Consider the following 19,013-nt stretch of genomic DNA (forward strand, 5'->3'; position numbering starts at 1 on the left):
CAGGAACTTTCTCCTCTAATTTTTCAACGATGGATTTGAACTCATCTTGTTTATCATCCGGGAGAAATTCTTCAAAATTCATTTTTAATGCCTCGGATTCAGTCCAGCCGTACATTTGCTGCGCCCCTTTGTTCCAGGCTAAAATATTTCCGTCCATGTCCAGAACGGTAACGGCATCATTGGAGTCTTCAAGAACCGCTGCCAGCCTCCTTAATTTATCTGCCTGTTTAATCTTCTGCACATTAAAAAAGGTCATGACCACACCATCAATTATATTGGAGGTTGTCCGGTATGGAATAATCTTTAATGAATACCAGATGCCATCTTGTGACAGAATGTCCAATCCCACTGTATTCAGATCGTTGAGGACACTCTCGGCCATACTGACAAGATCGACACCGGCAAAACGGGTTTTAAGGTCATTAAGCGGTCTGCCGATATCGGTCGAAATTAAATTGATGATTCCGGCAGCAGCAGGCGTATAGTTTTTTATGCGCAGGTCAGTATCGATAAATATGGTTGCGATTTCAGTAGCAGCCAATAAGTTGTGCATATCATCACTGGCCTTGGCATATTCATCTACTTTATGTTGAAGCTCTGAATTCACTGTGGCAAGTTCCTCATTGGTGGATTGCAGCTCCTCCTTGGAGGTCTCTAATTCTTCGTTGGTGCTCTGCATTTCTTCGTTGACCGATTGCAGCTCTTCATTGGTTGACTTAAGTTCCTCATTGGATGTTTCCAGTTCCTCAATGGTTGCCTGGAGATATTCCCGGGTGGATTGCAGTTCCTGTTCAAGGCTTTTCAAGGCGGAATTCTGTCGTTTGGGTTTACCAGTCCCGACCTTTTTTCCTTCTGAACCATCTGCAGTGGGTATATCCTCAAATGTCACGAGCATCAAACCCGAAGGCAGCTGTTTTCCGCTTAAAGGTCTGACCGATATATTGATAACACAAAAGGCGCCATTATATCTGACCCTCACCCCTGAGCAGCACATGTTCTTTTTTTCCCGAACCGATTTGTGAATGGCTACGGTCAGTTTGTTTTTGAGATCTTCACGGGCCATGTCAATCACGTTAAACTCAGGTTTTCCGGTGGGAGGTGTCAGGTATTTGTCTGTTTTACCCACAAAATGCAGAATTTCATATTTGTCATTGATCAGGACTCCCGCCGGGGCATATGCATCAAGAAGCGTTCTTTCAATCGCAGCCTGTATATCGACCTTGACGGGCAGGCCGTCTTTTTCAGCCGTGATGATCGTTGTATGGGCGGGATCATAAATTTTATCAAGATACTCTTTTCCTTTGCCCGCAAGCGATGTTTTGCGCACAAAGATCTTCCATTTGGAATTGATCAGCCCGAAAAGATCCATATGCACCCCGATATTCTCGGATGTTCCCAGGAACAAAATTCCGCCCGGATTTAACGTATAATGAAACAGGGGGATGATTTTTTTTTGCAGGACATTTTCCATATAGATCATTAAATTCCGGCAACTCACCATGTCCAGCTTGGAAAACGGCGGATCTTTAATAACGTTTTGCGTTGAAAAAACGATCATTTCCCGGATCTGCTTTTTAACATGGAAACCATCGGTTTTTTTTGTAAAAAATTGTTTTAATCGCTCCGCGGGAATATCAACGCCTATATTCTCTGGATAAATGCCCCGGCGGGCAACGGCTATGGCATCCGGATCAATATCCGTGGCAAAGATCTGGACGTTGAAGTAGTTTTTGATCCTGTCTTTTAATTCGGAAAGGATAATGGCAAGAGAATAGGCTTCTTCACCGGTTGAGCAGGCTGTCACCCAGATACGGATCATTGCATCAGGCCCTTTTTCTTTCAATAAGTTCGGCAGCACTTCCTGCTCAAGTATTTTATAGGCTTCCGGATCTCTGAAAAAGCTGGTTACCCCTATGACCAGGTCTTTAAAGAGCACGTTTATTTCAGCAGGATTTTTCTGGAGATATAGAACATAATCAGACAATGCTTTTATCTGGTGAACAGCCAGGCGGCGCTCAATTCGACGCGAAATAGTAGTTTGTTTATAATGGGAAAAATCATGGCCGGTGGCGCTGCGAATCAGGCCAAAAATTTTCTGCATCTGATTTTTAACTGGGGTGTCTGTGAGTTTGATCTGGCTCTGTAACTCAAGATATGGATGCTGTACATACCGGATTAAAGTGTCCGGCATTTTTTCAACTGGAAGGATAAAATCGATCAGTCCGGTCTCGACAGCACTTCTGGGCATCCCATCGTATTTTGCCGTATCCGGCTGCTGGACCATCGCTATACCACCTTCACCTTTAATCGCTTTAATCCCCAGCGTTCCATCCGATGCTGTTCCCGACAGGATGATACCAATGGCTTTTTCACTCTGGTCTTCTGATAGCGACCTGAAAAAAAAGTCAATCGGCATGTTAATGGCACTGCTTTTTATCGGTTTCAGCAGATGAAGGCTGCGATTGAAGACAGCCACATTCTTGCCCGGGGGATTAATGTAGACATGATTTGCCAAAAGTTTTGTACCATCTTCAATTTCCCGGACGACCATGCGGGTCTTTTTTTCCAGCAGGGATACCATGATGCTTTTATGGTTCGGACTTAAATGCTGGATAATCACAAATGCAATATTACTGTCAGGCGGCATAATGGAAAAAAAAGCATTTAGGGTTTCTAATCCACCGGCTGAGGCACCGATACCGACGATGGGGAAGCAGATACTTTTTTTGCGCTGTTTTTCTGGTTCACCCGGTTCTAAAATTTTTTTATCATTGGGTGACCCCTTTTTTTTTGCTGACATGGCCGTTACCTTTCTGCTTGACTGAACTTTTCCAATACCCAACCGTTCAAATGGTATCATTAAGATCTGTTTGGCAAAGGAGCGTGAAAGTCGGAAAACTCCAAGTCCCAAAGAAAAATGGTTCTTATTCCAGGTTGAAATATAATTTTTTGGGTAAGTTTATTTAAACAAGAATACAGTAAAAAACATTCCAATGCAAAACAAATCGTCGGTCAGATTCTAATCGAATTACTCGCGAGTCTTTATGGTATCATTAGTGACGAGTCAAACCAAACAAATTACTGAGCGCTTCATTCACCAGTCCGGGGTTTTTATAATTTGCCATGGTACAAGATACGGTATGGATAAATTTTTCAGTTTCAGATTTGAAATTACAATATATAGCCGGAACCAAAGTCAAATAAACCAAGATCCTATTCAAGTTACTTGGAGATTCACTTTCCAGCAGTTCAAACCATGTAAAATATTTTCAAAATCAGCAGCTATAAATTTGTTATATTATAAAAATTACAGTGCAAGGTTGGCTTTTCACAGTGGTTGAGGCTCATATAGTGGAATCAAAATTTCATAACTGAAAAATATTAAGATACCACATATTGGGGTTCCCGAATTTTGTCTTAACTGAGTCTTTAAAATGCCATTTGTCGCTGTAAGTTTCCAGCCGAAACCCCATATAGATAGACAAAATAAACGTCTCCAAATACCAAATTTTATAGAGTTGATATTATTCCTGAGAGATCCACAGCAGTGTATAAAAGTAACAAGGAGAGCAATATATTGATTTTTCTTCTGAATGGTTCATTTTTTAGCTTGTTTTTTATAACCGAACCGCACAAAGCCCATGTTGATGTTGCAGCAAATGCCGTTAGCGCAAAAATAGTTGCAAAGAGCCCAAGGGTCTTCATTTGATTTGAAATTGAGGCAAGGAAAGTTGAAAATAAGGTCAATCCGTACACAGCAACCTTGGGATTGAATAGTTGCAGAATAAATCCTTTTAAAAATGCTTTTGGTGCTTTACCCGTGTCGTCAAAAGAATTGCTGGAGCGGAGAATACCTATGGCAAGCCATACGATGTATAGGGCTCCAGCCCATCGTAAATACTTCTCTGACATCGGTATAGTTGCCAAAATCGTACTGGAAAGATAAGCACAACCAATCATAACAACAAAGAAACCAGATGCTATCCCTAAAAGGAAGTAAATAGTTTTTTTGTAACCATACATGATACCCATTGATGCACTTGCTATATTATTGGGTCCTGGCGTAAAGGTGGTGATAACCGCAAAGGAAATCAAAGGAATGATTTCAATATTCATTTTGTACCTCTTGATAAAAATATAAATTCATCGTACTGTTTAACAACTTTATGATCGTTATATTAATAATCGTGCAATATATTGTCAAGGAGTTTGTTATATGAAACAGTCAATTGATGCAATTGCAAACAATTTACAAACGATAAGAGAGGCCAGAAAACTCAGTTTAGATAAGTTATCAGGGCTTACAGGTGTTAGCAAAAGTATGCTCAGGCAGATTGAAACCGGGAAATCGAGCCCAACAATCGCAACTATTTGGAAGATCGCCAATGGATTGAAAGTTTCATTCACAAGCCTACTCAAAAAACCAGTTGTTGAAGCGGAAGTGAGGTCATTTAAAGATGGAAAACCGCTAACAGCAGAGTCTGAACACTATCGGCTTTTTCCTTTAATCCCATTTGAGCCGGAACAATCTTTTGAAACCTACTTCATCGAAATTGATCCTGATACAACTTTTTCAGGAGAACCGCATGAAGGCAATGTTTATGAATATGTATTCGTATTAAAAGGGCAGCTTGAAATAAGTGTTGATGGTAAAGGCTTTAAAATAAATGAAAATGAATTCCTTCAATTTAAAGCGAATTGCCCCCACGATTATAAATGTATCGGTAAAAAGATGGCATCGGCAATTATGCAGATCAGTTATCTTTCCTGACTCGATGATATGAATCAGAGAGGTTAGGATTTATCTTTTACAACTGAAATGCCAGCGAGTATTAATGGTATTATGTGTCAGGAGTCAAATTCAACAATCTACCGAGCGCTTCTTTCGCCAGTCCGGGCTTTTCAAAAAAAGACAAATCACAACATCTGGTATTTTAATTTTTATTGCGCCTCAGTCATAAATTCCACTTTATGGGAGAGGCCAAAATAAAATATTCAAATCTTCCATTATTGTATATTGGAGATTCATTTTACAGCAGTCAAACCCTGAAAAATATTTTTCCGAATCAGCAACTATAAATTTGTTATATTCTAAAAACCACTGTGGGGAAATGGCCGGGTATGATGCTCATGGCTTATATAATTGAATAAAAATCACAAGGCTGAAAAAACCATCTATACCATATGTGGGGATGCCAAAATTTCGTTAGGACTGAGTCTTTGATACGCCATTGAGCGCCATTATTTTTCAGCCAAAAATCAATATAAATAGAGACATAGTCGCCCTCATTTTGTTTGTTCTTCAGTCTAAAAATGGAAATTATTTCTTTTCAGAATGCTCAAACTTACAACGGATATTTTTAATTTTTTCAGGTTCAATGAAGGTCAAACACAAACATTGGATATTTATCCTCGATTCAGACCAACCGGCTATGCAAGTTAATATATTTATTTGTTTTATATAGCAAGAACTTGTAAAATTGAATTCCATAAATTTTTCTTTATCTGATAAGGATCAAGGGAAGAGAGTTGCAAAGGAAGGGTTGAACTCGATTCTAAAATGGAAAAAAATAGTTTTTAAAAAAATAGCAGAACAGAATTGGGCCAGAGTGGAAGGATTTTCAGCAAAAAATACCAAATTTGAGTTCACGTAATTTAAAGAAAAATATCAAGCATTTAATATGAAAAACAGCAAAACAACAAAAAAGCAAAATAATGATGTATCAGACCCGGCAGTTCAGAGCTTGGGAGAAGAAATTGCAAACAGTATTACACATGGAATCGGAGCAGCATTGAGTATTGCCGCTCTCGCTATTTTGGTTGTTTCTGCTTCCGGGAATGGTGATACTCTGAGAGTCTTAAGCTTAAGTATATACGGGACCACACTGATTCTTCTGTATTTATCATCCACCTTGTATCATAGCTTTTCCGATGAACGAATAAAACAATTTTTCAAAGTCATGGATCACTCGTCAATTTATTTGCTAATAGCTGGATCATATACTCCTATCGTTTTAGTTTCAATACGTGGGGCTTGGGGAATGACTGTTTTCGTGATTGTTTGGGCAATGGCTGTGGCTGGTATTATTGCAAAGATTTTCCTAACAGGGAAATACGACAAAATTTCTGTTTTATTTTATATTGCCATGGGGTGGCTCATTGTCTTTGCGATAAAGCCAATGTTTCAAACAGTCCCGTTGAAATTACTTATCTGGCTTCTTGTTGGCGGGATATCCTATACCTTCGGAATTATATTTTATGCATGGGAAAAAATGCCATATAATCATGCAGTTTGGCATCTTTTTGTTCTGGGAGGGAGTATTACACATTTTTTCGGGATTCTTTTTTATTTGACTGATGGATAAAATGTTATCATCCATCTTTAAATTTTTAATGCATCAATTGTCAAAGATTCTTGCCTTAAAGGTTAACATTCCCAACATTCAATGATTCAAACTGTATCTACAAAAGTTTCTAAAAATACCGCATATCAAAAATCTGTATATTGCAAAAAAAATTGATGATTACCAAACAATGGATACCACCTTTGAGAGTACTAACTTGAAGGTAAATTGATGTGGTATCTTTCAAAAGCTCCCTGTTTGATCTGCTCAAGGTTAATATGTAGATCATTAACTGGCGACATGGCATTAAGTGAATAGCGCAGCAGCCGTTTTGCCAATTTTGTCGGGGAATAGACTCGCAGAATGCCGGCGATCTGAATGTCTGCGTAATCTGCAAGTATATCCTCCTGGCCGATGGATTGACCCGCATGCAGGGTGTTGTGGGATTAAAACCCCCGGCTACCCGATTAAATGGTTTTACTACTCTTTGTCAAAACTATCCACCACTATCGCCCCCATAGATGCTGGCATCGTAATGACAATGATACGTTTCAAAGAGATTATAGGGTCATCTATCAGTGGCAATTTGTTTAGACAAAACAATACCAAAGTGACAACTAATGCTGCCATGAGATAAGCAATAACTATACGAAAAATAAATATGAAGATACGAGACCGAATATTTTTCTGAAAAACACTTTGATATGTAAACAAACTGAGAAATAACACAGATAAAACAAACAGCATTAGCAAGTTAGTATACGGCAATGTTTCACCTAACCGCCAAGCTTCTTCCAAGAAAGAGATTGGCACAGCTAAGGCAAAAGCACCTACAAACACCTGACTTGCATCTTCAACATTGAAGCTAACTTTCATTGATTACTCGCTATTTCCGATTGCCATTTAACGAATTTTCAAGATCCAGGTTGGTTATTTTTCGTGTTGGGTCATAATCATAGGCCGGATACTCAAAGATAGGCATTCTGGGTTCTGTTTCACTCAGGGAGTATCCGTAGATTGAAGCATATTCGGACACATCCTCTCCCATATTGTCAAGCTGCAGGAGATAATCATGGATGCTTTTTGATTCAATGATAATGATTTTTCCTATTTTTTCTATAATAGGGCTGTGTTCCCTTGTTGCGTCATGGTCAAATTCAAGGATTCTTCTGCCTTCATTGGTAATGCCGATGGTTCTGAAGGTAAGGCTCTTGCCGACCCCCGGAAGGTTGAGGACATTCCGATCAGAGGCAATAAATGGGATGTCGGCATCCGTTCTCAATTGGGAAAGTTTCTCAGCTATATTTTCAGCATCCAGAGGCAGTTGCCTGATTCCCGGATGGAACTTCTCCTCCAGAAGGCCGATGCTCTTTTCTTCCATGCTTTCCTGAGCCAGCCGGGCATTGGGTGAAAACAGGCTGGAATTTTCCATATATCCTTTAACGGTAAACACATAATAGGGAAGAATGCCGATATCATTGAGTACTTTTCGAAGTTTTGCCGTATGCCCCCTTCTTGATGCGGCAGATGTGAAAACCATCTGGTTGGTTACAATCCAGCCAGCTTTGTTCAGCTGGTCCACGCAGAATTTTGTTTCAGGGGTGATTTCCATGGGCGATTGAAAATGGGTTTGGAAAACAAATTGTTGAATACCTACTTTGGACGCTTTTTCTTTGAATTCGGCAAGGATGTTCACAAGACCTGCCTGGATTCTCATGGGAAGATAAACCGGAAGCCTGGTTCCCAGTCTTACCCTTAGGATCTGTGCGTATTTTCCCCCCTCTTTTCTGTTTGCATTGGCTGCCAGTTTTCGTTTGGCCATCTTATAAACGCTTTGAAGAATTTTTCGAATGGTTTTGTTGTTGCTCATCAAAGCATCTCCGCCAGTGATGAGAATATCTCTTAATTGTGAGTCATGTTCAAAATAGGTGATCGAAGTTTCCAAGCGGTCTTCTACTGAGGTCTTGGCTTGTAATTTTTCAAAGTCAAAATTCAAATCACCCTGTTGAAACCCGTACATTCTCTGGCAGATGGAACACAGCCCGCCACAGGCACGGCCCATACTTTTGGGCATTAAAATGGCGACATTGGGGTATCGTCTGTGAATGCAGTCGTCCGGAACGATCCAGCCAGCAGCATTGGGCTTTCCCGGTTCAACAATATCCTCTTTTTCCCAGGCATTAATATTTCCGAATTCAGCAACCAGTTCCTTTGAATAGATAATATATTGCCGGATGGCAAGATCCGCTCCCAAAGAGATAGGCGAGGCTTGGGTATCCAGAAGCGACAGGTAATAGGGGTTGACAAAAAAGGGAATGCCGACTTGCTGGGCCTGTTTCAGGGTATCCATTGTTTCTCTGTCAAGGGAGAAATCAAGCATTTCATTCAGATCTTCAGGGGTTCTGACTGCAAATTTAAGATGAAATTTATGATCATTCCACCATGTTTTGGCAAGGGCCAATTTTTTTTGCCGGGACATTCCTTTTATAAAACAAAACCGCTTGCTTTTTACCCTTCGTTCATCAATCATTTGAATGATGCTTTTCAGTATCCGAAGCTTGTTTTTTTTCCGTTGCTCGATGACGGCAGGATCAAGGCCTGAGGAATATCGGTCCATCCAGGTTGAAATTTCAAGTTTCTTGGGATCTGGGTATACATGCCCTGAAAACTGCCTGAACAGGTGAATTATATCATAGAAATAGGCAGGTGTGCCTCCACCGGTTCCCTTGCGGGCACATTGCATGAGAATGGCAAAGGGATCATTTTCCACAATTTCGCCTTTGAGATTGGGATCCCTAAATTGCCTGCCCGAATGCTGGATATAATCCAGGATGCGAATGGCAGCATAGTCTTTGGATCTCAACTTTTCAAGCTGGAGGTTACCGGTTTGTTTGCGCATATAATAGGCATATGCTGGTTTGTTTTCCCGAAGGACCTCCAGAGCCCAAATTTTTAATTTTTTCTTGGCCTGGAGAATGGTTTTTGACGTGTCAATAATATCAAAAAGACCGGGGTTCTCTTTGAACAATTTCTGCATGAGCCTGTATGCTTTTACATTGGGAAGTGTATGTTTTAATTCATTTAAAAACGGCACAATATTTCCTTATTGCAGCAAAGTTGCTGCATAAATTATTGCCAGGGACCAATACTAACATTCGATTTATTGAAGAAATTGAAATTATAGAAATGATTTTACGATATCTGGGGCTTTGAGAAATACGCATCCACAATATTCCTTCACCCAGACCGGTTTACCCTGAATTGGTTTATGAAGAGTGGGGGAAGGATACCATTTTCATGATCTCCCGCCCACTCCTGTTGGCTATCCTAAATATGAAAATTCATCTTGTGTTCGCGAGGAGTCACAAAGGTTCGATAGTTTTCCCACTCAGCGGTTTTCAGTGACATATATTGACAATAAAGCGGATCTCCCAGGAAGTCTTTAAGAAATGAACTGTTTTCGGCTTCCACCAGCGCTTCAAACATATTGCGGGGTAGAAAATTTGTGTCCATGAGGTGGGAAGCATTTTTTGTATCAGAGAGATTCCCAATATCAGGATCTCCACAATCGATTTTCTCTCGAATTCCCTGAAGTCCCATCCCGATTAAGGTTGCAATTTGAAGATAGATATTACCGGAAGGGTCTGGAGATCGAATTTCAATTCTGGTGTCTTTTCCGCCTTCAGCATAAGGGACCCTGACCATGGAACTTCGGTTTTTGAGCCCCCACCCTCGGACAATGGGGGCTTCCTTGCCAATTACATAGGCCTTATACGAATTGAAAGTGGCAGCCATAATGATCGATGTTTCTCTTGCATACTTAATCATACCACCGATGAAAAAACGTGCGGTTTCACTGAGGTTGTCAGATCCGCTCGGGTTGTAGAACAGGTGATTCCCGTCAAGGTCTTGGGCGGATATGTGAATGTGAAGCGCATTCCTATTAAAACCGTTAAACGGTTTGGGCATAAACGTGGCATGTAAATCTTGCTCATTGGCCACTCGCTTGGTGATATAGGAAAATAAAACAGTTCGATCAGCAGTGGTTATAGGATCCAGGCAAGAAAGATTGATCTCATGCTGAGAAGGGGTAACTTCATGGTGCATTTTTTCAAATTGGATCCCGCACCGCTTTAAAACCGCCGCAATCTCCTTCTTGACCGACTCCCCCTTATCTCTTGGATCCGTATGGAAGTATCCAGCATTATCGGTATGGATATCTTTGCTGAATTCATCGCCCGTCAACAGGAAAAATTCATGCTCCGGGGCTGTCAGAAACCGAAAGCCAAACTCGGCCTCAGCTTGTTGGACGACCCGCTCCAATAAAGCCCTGGGATCCAATAGAGATCTTTCGCCATACTCTTCATTGATCTTACCGATTAAAAAACCGAGATTTTCCTGGGCAAAGGGTACTTTTCTAAAGGTTTCCGGCAGGGGAATCAGGAGTTTATCGCTGTTGTCAACCGTCCCGTAACCCGGGACAGAGCTTCCATCAAAACCAACCCCCTTTTTAAAAAAAGATTCAACATTTCCTGCATGGACCTGAAGGCTAACTGAGCGACCGTTGAGGTCGGTTGTGAAAATCTGTAGCGCGTCAACATCATTGATTTTTTGTTCTAATTCTTTGAAATTTAACATTTTAGTCCTGTATAGTTAGGCTTTCCCTAAAATCACCGAATTGAACTGAGATCTCTGATTGATGTCTATTACCAGTCAAGCACATCACAAATTAAATTTTGTGGTAAGGAAGAAGGATCTCTTCGATTACAATCAATCAGAATGGAAAGGATATTTTTTCGTAATGCTGAACAGAGCATAACAGATTAAGGGCTTCAACACAAAGCATTTGTTCCGCAATGAAAGGATACTATGCTTCAATATCACGTCAGAAGGGCGTATCAACAATAAAGCTATTCCCATATTGTTCAAAGAATGAGTCGGGTGAGGTTAAATAATGGGAGTGGGGATCGTGCTTCCGCCTGGTGTTAATTTGGTCCGATAATCTTCCAAATACCGATTCTCATCACGTGCCCAATATAAGGATTGAATATCAACGGCTCTTAACAGAACCTCTTCCCTGGCGTCAGAAGCCTCTGCCAGAATGTCACCCATTGGGCCAACCAGCTTGCTTTTTCCACAACTGTTATTACCAACAGTATTAACGCCCAAAATAAAGACAGTATTATCCAAGGCACGTGCTGGTAACTGGATATCCCAACGCCGCGATGCAGAGACACTCCATACGGAAGGGCAAATAATCAGTTCCACGCCTTCCAATGCCAACAGCCGTGATGGTTCCGGAAATTCCATTTCATAACAGATCAACACCCCTATCTTGGCATGCTCTATTTCAAAAATGGGGTATTTTATTTCACCTTTTTTAAAGATTTCGCTTTCTCGTCCCCATAAAAGGCTCTTGCGCACAACACCCAATATCTCTCCATTTTGATCGATAATAACCGCTGAAATAAACAATTGATTTTCGGTATCTTTTTCCGCAAAAGAGCTGATCACAATCGCTTTTGCACGTCGAGCCTCTTCTCGGAGTTGATTAATAGTAGGTCCATCTCTTGTTTCAGCCAACTGTTGAAAAGCCTGCTTGGACAGATAGTAACCCGTGGTCCAGAGTTCAGGAAAAACGATTAGATCAGCTTCCTGACCGAGCTTTCGCATAAACTGAATTCCTCGTTTTAAATTAGCCTGAACATCACCTAAAATCGGTGTGATCTGAATGGCAGCGACTTGAAACATTTCCATTACTCCTCTTAGTCGAGCGGTTATAAAAATAGACAAATTGAACTCCATGCATTTTTTAATCTGCCGAATCCAAAAGTAGCGTAACATAGCCTCCAATTTAGTGGGGCGGGATCACATTTTCCAAACAATGGATCCCTCCTTTAAGATTATTAACTTGAAGGTAAATTGATGTGGTATCTTTCAAAAGCTTCCTGTTTGATCTGCTCAAGGTCAATATATAGATCATTAACTGGCGATATGACATTAAGAGAATAGCGCTGCAGCCGTTTTCCCAGTTTTGTTGGGGAATAGACTCGCAGAATGCCTGCTATTTGCATGTTTCCGTATTCAGCAAGGACATCCTCCTGGCCGATGGATTGATCCTTTCGTTTCAGTTCCCGTAACAGGGTCTTGTTGATCTGTTCAAATGAAATGGTGGCAAATTCACCAAATTTGCCAAAACCTATAAGTCTTGTCAGGCCGGTTAAATTATTTTCCTTGTAACGGGTATCATGGCAGACGACCAGGCAGGGTTGATATAATATCTTTCCAGACAGAGATTTGACCGGATCTTGTGCAATATCAATTTGTTTTGCAAATGCTTCAAGCTGGATCCGGGTAAGGCTCAACTGAGTGCCGCAATAGGAGAAAAACATAGGCGGATCAATGAGACCGACTGCAGCACAGGTACTTATCCGGGTCCTGGCACCATATGGCTGGGGCATATAAGTAGGACAGTGGCTTCGGATAATATCACTGGCCATGACTTGGAAGTATTTTTGTGAGATGATCCTTTTTTTTCTTCGAAATGCTGCTTTTTTAAACATGAAAATTCGCCTGGCCGCCTTTGAAAAAAATCCGCTGTCCAGGTTGATACCGGTTGCAATACCGTCTGGGAACAACAGAGTGGCATTGTCGTATTGCATGGCCTTTCGGATCTTCTCCCGGAAAATTTTTGACGACATCTTTTGTTGTCTGTTGTAACTTATAGGCACCTCATCGACATCCTGGTAAATAACGCCTCCAGGGATGAAGATACCTCCTTTATTGTCCAGCTTGCCCGTAGCTCCTTCTTCATAAGGCTCCGGCAATAAACCTTCTTTTCTCAGAGCCAACATTTTCCAGAGCGTATCCAGGCGGATGGAAATGATTTCCTTCACAAGCTCGGTTTGAATAAGTTTTTTTCCTAAATCAATCATATTGGTACTGAGCCTTAAACATGATAGTCATCCTATCACTGTGGAGAGACACACGGCAAAGACCATGCGAACCTTATTACCCCGTGCGCCGCTAGACATCCCAAATATGAAAATCATCACAGCCAGCACAAGAGCAACGATACACACCGTATTATTAACCACCGGCCAGACAAAAGACGTAACATTTTCTGTCGACATAGTCCACCTCCTGAAAGTTTTTCTTGTGTAATCTTTCTTTGTTCCTTCTTTGCACCGTGGACGTCACCCACAAGCTTGGTAGCCAATGCCTTAAACGATTAGGACAATAGCAATAATTTTCATTGTATTTCCCGTGAACCCATTGTCATGTTGAACTCCTATAGTTGAAAGAGATGAAATGTTTTAATATCACAGCCAACCTTCTTCGTTAGACGCTTGTTGTTATTTTTTAAACTTGGCTGCTGCGCCACTGAAAGCAGACCTCATCGAATCCCATGCGGTTTCCACGCCCTCTTTGATTGACTCCCATGAGTCTTCACTGGCGACCCGGATTTCAGCAAGCTTGGTCTTTCCCTCCTCAATCTTGCCTTCCAGAACTTCGATCTGCTTGTTCAACCCCAGTTGTGCGTCGGCGCTGGCCCCGGAGGCTCTTGCCTTAAACTTGTTTACTTCTGCTTTCCATTTGTCCAACTGAGCCTGTTTTTTTTGCTGAAACAGCTTTTTTTCGTTCATTGCTTTCTCCTATTTATTGTTGTGATTTAGCTCCATGCTTCACCAGAAGCGTAGCGGTAATCCCCATGATAAATCCTGCGGCTGCGGTTAAAAGCATCAGGATGATTCCTGGCACTTCCCCGGTCAACCAGAGAAAATGGACCTGCAACGGTGCTTGATTCTGGAATACAACTGCCGCCAAAGAAACAACCAGCACCAGAAGCAACACCAGCTTGATTGATTTCATCTCTCCTCCTTTCCGTTCGAACTTCGACCGAATGTCCATGCTGTTTAAATATTTTGTAAACAATCAATATTACACAATATGATACTATTGTAATCACTCAGAAGAGGTCTCATCCCCAGTACCTCAATTCTGTTGCCTGTTTAGCCATAAAAAATTCTTATCTCCTTTACGCCCGGAAGCGTAAAATCAGAAGCAATCTCACCCCTTAAGACCATGAACTCCTTTTTAGATGGTTTTTATTTTACCGGATACATTTCAACACGCCGGTTCAACCTCCGGCCTTTTTCCGTTTCATTGGAAGCTGTGGGTTTGGAAAATCCAAATCCCTCGCAGGACATACGACTTTTATCAATCCCTTTGTCCATAAGATAGGTCTTTACGGCCTGGGCGCGTTGCAGGGAAAGGATATCGTTGTATGCTTTGGTTCCAACATTGTCAGTATGCCCCTGGATTTTAACAAAGACGCCGGGATTGCCTTTGAGAAACTCGGCAATTTTATCAAGAAAATCAAAAGCGCCCGGTTTGACGACGACTTTATCAAAATCAAAATAGGCTTCATCAATGATCCAGGTTTCTCCCATGGGTGGGGCAACTGCCTTGGTTTTGATAACAGGAGGACATCCATCAACATTCACTTTGATACCTTGTGGTGTTCCCGGGCATTTATCAAGGTCATCGGTGACACCATCGTTGTCACTGTCTTTGGGTGCCATGGGTTTTTGGGTAAGAAAAATTTTCCTGACAAAGGTTGCCATACCGCTACCGGTTAGAAGCGTATCCGCATTTGAGGCAAAGCCGCATTCGCCAATCCCGGCGATTTCATCCATGAGGGTCCCGCCATTCTCATCATCTCCAACAGAGATTGGATAAAAGCAAAGTTCTGATCCCAGTTGGTCTTTCAGCGTTTGGGCTGCTTCCAGAGTCACAGGAGATTCTAAACCGACCTGCTCTTGACCGTCAGTGATAATAATCACAGCTGTTTTTCCGGGAAAACCAACAAGATCCTGTCCGGCTTCGGTTAATGCCTTATGCATCGGACTGGTGCCACCGGGAGATGAAATCAGACGTGATTTTTCATTCAGACCCGACTGGGTGAAGTTTTCCATGCCGTAAAAAAGAACCGTCTGTTTATCAGACACTTTCGGACTATGCCCGAAAGACCTGAGACCGGCATTTTGTCCCAGTTCCGGCAGAGTTTGACTCATGCGATTGACAATCTGGGTGGCAATCTTAAATTTTTTATTCCCCATGTAATTGGTATCCATTGAACTGGATGCGTCAAGGATAATCAAAAAATTATCCACGGCAGAAACATAATCATTTGAATTAAACATGGTTGGGGTAAAATCAGCCATGGGCTGTGCCTGTTGCCGGACAGCACATCCGAATAAAAATAATGAAATGAGTGGTAAAACAACCATAATTCTGAAAAATTTCATGCTCTTTCTCCTGTTCAATTTTTAATTTGAGTTACTTTTTTACGATAAGACTGTTCTTAACAGATTTGACCCCTTTTACTTTTTTAGCCACTTCCACAGCTCTGGCAGAAGCCGTGGCAGAATTAACAAAACCACTTAACTGCACTTCTCCCTTGAAAGTTTCAACAGTGATCTGGAGCACCTTGAGCATCGGGTCATCAAAAATTTGAGCCTTCACCTTGGTGGTTATAACAGAATCATCAACATATTCTCCCGTGCTTTCCTTATGATGTGTTCCGGCACAACCGGCAACAAAGGTAAACAGAAAAACCCCAATAATAAAACAATTGATAAAATTTTTTGCTTTCATGATTTTTTCCTCTAAAGATGATAATTTTTTTATTCTACCCTCTGTGCTTTGGCCGTTTTGACTGCAAGCTCTTTACCCTTTGTAAACAGATGCCACTTCATTTCTGATGAATGAATGGCGGCTTTTTTGTCCTGACCCCTGCTGTAGTAACATGATCCAAATCGTTCCACCGTAGAAAAGGGATGGTTTTCTGGGCAGAAATAACCGCAGGGCTTCTGCTCTTCAAAATAAACAGTTTCATCCGGATCATTGTCGTAAGATACATCTGTCGGCAATTCGATTTGTGATACATTTATGCCATCAGCTATTTTTTGACTCAGCTATGTTGAAATTTTCATTTGATTTTTTCTCTCTTTGCATCCCTTACTTACCGATACGAATTCCACGCAGGGAATCAAATACCCCGAATAGGTTACCCGGGGTATCAGTTTGTGGCATCTTTTATCGTATCCCCTGCCTCTTCGATGGCTTCTCCTGCACTCTCAATGGCGTTGTCTATTTTTTCACCCGCATTTTCAACCGGACCCTTCTTTTCACATCCGGTCAGAGCTATTGTCCCTAAAAATAACAGCAATAAGATAAATTTTTTAAACTTCATGGTAATCTCCTTCTTGAATAAATCGTTGTTGACCGCACACGCCGCCAATTAATCATTAATACTTTGATTAACCCCCCGGCCTTTTTTTGAAATAAGTATAATTGACCTATTACAACTACTTTGCCGCTCAGGGCAGCTTCGCTTCCACAACCCCTAATCGATGCGGATGGTCTCCTATATCCGGTAATTCAGGATACATTAACAATATATTCGTCATATGGGACTCCCTTGGTCCTCACCGCGTCAATGGCCGCCATTCCCTGGAGATGGGAAACTGTGTAAATCCTTATGTTCAAAGGTTCACTTAAAAGGGGTTTTGTTCCCAGCAGAACCCCGAACCTGTGAGATTTGAGATGCAGATCCAGGTTTTCACGAGTTTTCCACTCCTCGATCAGGCAAAAGCGGTTTTTGTCCTGGATATCACAGAAAACAGAAATGCCTTTGCACCCTTTTTCCCGAGCCACAGGCTCGATCAGCGAAACAAGGGTCTGCGTTATCTCCAACTGCTTCTCTGCAAGAACATTCAGAATAATTTTGACTACGATCACTGTGATCACCTTTTTTTGAGCCTGGCAGTTTGTATGCGAAAGGATTTTGACCACGACCCTGTTTTTGTTTTACCCAATGCAGCTTTTAATCAAAAAGAGTATAGAGCAACCTTCATGCCATAGCCTGCCCATGTTTTTTATACACAGCCTGTCCTGCTGATTTAATAGAAGAATCGGTCCTGAAAAAAATAAAGATGGTATTAAAAACAATGCAGTGTCAAGGCCACATATGACCTTTGGTCACATATGGCCCTGATTTTAAGGCTTGCGGATGTCCAACTTTCGCATACGGGCACGCAGAGTACTGCGGTTGAGACCGAGAATTTGAGCAGCGCTGTTTTTGCCGCTGACTTTCCAATGGGTCTGTTCAAGCATACGGACAATATAGTCCCGCTCCACTGCCTCCAGTGTCTTCAGGCTCTTGCTTAAATATGCAAAGGGCTTGTTAAGATCATCCACGAGATGCAGCTTGGGGCCTGACGAGTTAATCACCGCCCGCTCGAGAACATTTTCCAGTTCCCTGACGTTTCCCGGCCAGTGATAATTCTGTAGGGTATTCATTACGTTTTTGGGAATGATGCCGGTGTGCTTTCCCATCCGTTTGGCGATTTTTCTGATATAATATTCCACCAGCAGCGAGATGTCTTCTATCCGGTCTCTTAAAGGCGGCATGGTAATGGGGAAAACATTGAGCCGGTACCAGAGATCATCCCGAAACCTTCCCTGCTGTACTTCTTCTTCAAGATTCCGGTTTGTGGCAGCAATAATCCTTGCATCCACCTTGATGGTGTGGGAACTGCCCAGCCGTTCAAATTCACCATCCTGGATAACCCGCAGCAGTTTGGACTGCAATTCCAGGGGCAGCTCTCCGATTTCATCTAAAAAAAGTGTGGCCCCGTCGGCAATCTCAAACCGTCCCAGTTGCCTTGAACTGGAACCTGTAAATGCCCCTTTTTCATGGCCGAACAATTCGCTTTCAATCAGGTTTGACGGCAATGCAGCACAGTTTACTTTTACAAGCGCCCTGTTTTTACGGTTACTGAAGCCGTGAATAGAACGAGCCACAAGCTCCTTACCGGTCCCGGTCTCACCTAAAACCAATACCGTGGTATCTGTTTGGGCGATCTGTTCCACTTTATACAACACATATTTCAAGGCATCGCTTTTTCCGATGATGTTCTCATGGTTATGTTCCAGTTTGATTTCTTCTTTCAGGTAGGCTCTTTCCTGCTCCAACTGCTCTTTGAGATTTTTTATTTCAAAAAGGGCTTCTTCTGCGGCCTGTTTTTGTTTTTCAGCCTCCTGCCTCGCGGTGACCAGTTCGGCAGTTCGGGATTCAACAATTTTTTCAAGATTTCTTTTAAAATATTCACGCTCGGTCACATCTTCAATGGCCAGAAGGATCAATTCTGTCTGGTTGGCCTCCCGGTAGATTCTCCGGGCGTTCAGATGCATGATCTTAGACCCGATGGTTTCAAAATCATTATATATTGAGTTTTCCGGCAGGGCCTGTTCAAGCAGTTCTCTGAGTCTTGGGATATTCCACTGCCCATTGCCAAGATCATATATCAATGTTCCTTCGGTCTCCTGGGGGGTAACGTAGAATGTCTTGTAGAAAGAGGGATTGGCATCCACCACCTTAAGGTTGGCATCAAGCACCACAAGCGGTTCTCTAACTGAACTCAGGATACTGCTGAAAATGTCCAAAAACGCTTTCTTCACAGACCATATCCTTATCTTAAAAAACATAAACACGGGAAAAACAAAAGAGTTAACTCAATCCTGGAACACAAAGTTAAACACCTGGTATAATAGATGGATTGTTGCTTTTTGTCAAAGGAAGGTTAAAAAATCATTTGATGC

At 41.8% G+C, this 19,013-nt stretch carries 16 protein-coding genes; 2 read left to right on the forward strand and 14 right to left on the reverse strand.

Annotated features, from left to right (window positions below; translation table 11 throughout):
- The coding region (locus Q1Q15_RS21505; protein WP_300464528.1) for a chemotaxis protein CheB at nucleotides 1-2,800 on the reverse strand (2,800 nt) is incomplete at its 3' end.
- Nucleotides 2,801-3,510: 710 nt separating this feature from the next.
- Nucleotides 3,511-4,116, reverse strand: coding sequence for a LysE family translocator (locus tag Q1Q15_RS21510; protein WP_300464530.1), 606 nt, complete (start codon nucleotides 4,114-4,116; stop codon nucleotides 3,511-3,513).
- 100 nt (nucleotides 4,117-4,216) lie between these two features.
- Between Q1Q15_RS21510 and Q1Q15_RS21515 the strand changes: the two genes are divergently transcribed.
- Both Q1Q15_RS21515 and Q1Q15_RS21520 read left to right on the forward strand, forming a co-directional pair.
- Nucleotides 4,217-4,771: an XRE family transcriptional regulator gene (locus Q1Q15_RS21515; protein WP_300464532.1), complete on the forward strand. Its 555-nt coding sequence runs from the start codon at nucleotides 4,217-4,219 to the stop codon at nucleotides 4,769-4,771.
- Nucleotides 4,772-5,681: 910 nt separating this feature from the next.
- Nucleotides 5,682-6,365, forward strand: a complete 684-nt coding sequence (locus tag Q1Q15_RS21520) for a hemolysin III family protein (RefSeq protein ID WP_300464534.1) — start codon at nucleotides 5,682-5,684, stop codon at nucleotides 6,363-6,365.
- A 459-nt stretch (nucleotides 6,366-6,824) separates the two neighbouring features.
- Here the strand turns inward: Q1Q15_RS21520 and Q1Q15_RS21525 are convergent, their stop codons facing one another.
- The 12 genes from Q1Q15_RS21525 to Q1Q15_RS21580 form a co-directional block, all read right to left on the reverse strand.
- Nucleotides 6,825-7,220, reverse strand: a complete 396-nt coding sequence (locus Q1Q15_RS21525; protein WP_300464536.1) for a DUF2391 family protein — start codon at nucleotides 7,218-7,220, stop codon at nucleotides 6,825-6,827.
- 10 nt (nucleotides 7,221-7,230) lie between these two features.
- Entirely contained in the window at nucleotides 7,231-9,438 is a 2,208-nt protein-coding gene (locus tag Q1Q15_RS21530) for a hypothetical protein (RefSeq protein WP_300464538.1), read from the reverse strand.
- Nucleotides 9,439-9,671: 233 nt separating this feature from the next.
- Nucleotides 9,672-10,982 (reverse strand): glutamine synthetase family protein, encoded by a 1,311-nt coding sequence (locus tag Q1Q15_RS21535; RefSeq protein ID WP_300464540.1) that lies wholly within the window; start codon nucleotides 10,980-10,982, stop codon nucleotides 9,672-9,674.
- Between the two features lie 309 nt (nucleotides 10,983-11,291).
- Entirely contained in the window at nucleotides 11,292-12,101 is an 810-nt protein-coding gene (locus Q1Q15_RS21540; protein WP_300464542.1) for a nitrilase-related carbon-nitrogen hydrolase, read from the reverse strand.
- Nucleotides 12,102-12,250: 149 nt separating this feature from the next.
- Nucleotides 12,251-13,279 (reverse strand): hypothetical protein, encoded by a 1,029-nt coding sequence (locus Q1Q15_RS21545; RefSeq protein WP_300464544.1) that lies wholly within the window; start codon nucleotides 13,277-13,279, stop codon nucleotides 12,251-12,253.
- Nucleotides 13,280-13,699: 420 nt separating this feature from the next.
- Complete coding sequence (locus Q1Q15_RS21550; RefSeq protein ID WP_300464546.1) at nucleotides 13,700-13,990, reverse strand: coiled coil domain-containing protein; 291 nt, start codon at nucleotides 13,988-13,990, stop codon at nucleotides 13,700-13,702.
- A gap of 13 nt (nucleotides 13,991-14,003) precedes the next feature.
- A complete protein-coding gene (locus Q1Q15_RS21555; protein WP_300464548.1) occupies nucleotides 14,004-14,216 on the reverse strand; it encodes a LapA family protein in 213 nt (70 codons plus the stop codon).
- A gap of 236 nt (nucleotides 14,217-14,452) precedes the next feature.
- Nucleotides 14,453-15,655: an OmpA family protein gene (locus Q1Q15_RS21560; RefSeq protein WP_300464550.1), complete on the reverse strand. Its 1,203-nt coding sequence runs from the start codon at nucleotides 15,653-15,655 to the stop codon at nucleotides 14,453-14,455.
- Between the two features lie 31 nt (nucleotides 15,656-15,686).
- Nucleotides 15,687-16,004, reverse strand: a complete 318-nt coding sequence (locus Q1Q15_RS21565; RefSeq protein ID WP_300464552.1) for a BON domain-containing protein — start codon at nucleotides 16,002-16,004, stop codon at nucleotides 15,687-15,689.
- 424 nt (nucleotides 16,005-16,428) lie between these two features.
- Nucleotides 16,429-16,602, reverse strand: coding sequence for a hypothetical protein (locus Q1Q15_RS21570; protein ID WP_300464553.1), 174 nt, complete (start codon nucleotides 16,600-16,602; stop codon nucleotides 16,429-16,431).
- Between the two features lie 188 nt (nucleotides 16,603-16,790).
- Nucleotides 16,791-17,150 carry an antibiotic biosynthesis monooxygenase gene (locus Q1Q15_RS21575; RefSeq protein ID WP_300464555.1) on the reverse strand — a complete coding sequence of 120 codons (360 nt, stop codon included), beginning with the start codon at nucleotides 17,148-17,150 and terminating at the stop codon, nucleotides 16,791-16,793.
- A gap of 258 nt (nucleotides 17,151-17,408) precedes the next feature.
- Complete coding sequence (locus Q1Q15_RS21580) at nucleotides 17,409-18,872, reverse strand: sigma 54-interacting transcriptional regulator (protein ID WP_300464557.1); 1,464 nt, start codon at nucleotides 18,870-18,872, stop codon at nucleotides 17,409-17,411.
- Nucleotides 18,873-19,013: the final 141 nt, after the last annotated feature.

Origin of the sequence: Desulfobacula sp. (assembly GCF_030145145.1) — a bacterium.
Classification (GTDB): Bacteria; Desulfobacterota; Desulfobacteria; order Desulfobacterales; family Desulfobacteraceae; genus Desulfobacula.

Coding starts and splice junctions, on each gene's coding strand:
- Q1Q15_RS21510 (WP_300464530.1), bottom strand. CDS start 4,116: ATGAATATTGAAATCATTCCTTTGATTTCCTTTGCGGTTATCACCACC.
- Q1Q15_RS21515 (WP_300464532.1), top strand. CDS start 4,217: ATGAAACAGTCAATTGATGCAATTGCAAACAATTTACAAACGATAAGA.
- Q1Q15_RS21520 (WP_300464534.1), top strand. CDS start 5,682: ATGAAAAACAGCAAAACAACAAAAAAGCAAAATAATGATGTATCAGAC.
- Q1Q15_RS21525 (WP_300464536.1), bottom strand. CDS start 7,220: ATGAAAGTTAGCTTCAATGTTGAAGATGCAAGTCAGGTGTTTGTAGGT.
- Q1Q15_RS21535 (WP_300464540.1), bottom strand. CDS start 10,982: ATGTTAAATTTCAAAGAATTAGAACAAAAAATCAATGATGTTGACGCG.
- Q1Q15_RS21540 (WP_300464542.1), bottom strand. CDS start 12,101: ATGGAAATGTTTCAAGTCGCTGCCATTCAGATCACACCGATTTTAGGT.
- Q1Q15_RS21545 (WP_300464544.1), bottom strand. CDS start 13,279: ATGATTGATTTAGGAAAAAAACTTATTCAAACCGAGCTTGTGAAGGAA.
- Q1Q15_RS21550 (WP_300464546.1), bottom strand. CDS start 13,990: ATGAACGAAAAAAAGCTGTTTCAGCAAAAAAAACAGGCTCAGTTGGAC.
- Q1Q15_RS21555 (WP_300464548.1), bottom strand. CDS start 14,216: ATGAAATCAATCAAGCTGGTGTTGCTTCTGGTGCTGGTTGTTTCTTTG.
- Q1Q15_RS21560 (WP_300464550.1), bottom strand. CDS start 15,655: ATGAAATTTTTCAGAATTATGGTTGTTTTACCACTCATTTCATTATTT.
- Q1Q15_RS21565 (WP_300464552.1), bottom strand. CDS start 16,004: ATGAAAGCAAAAAATTTTATCAATTGTTTTATTATTGGGGTTTTTCTG.
- Q1Q15_RS21570 (WP_300464553.1), bottom strand. CDS start 16,602: ATGAAGTTTAAAAAATTTATCTTATTGCTGTTATTTTTAGGGACAATA.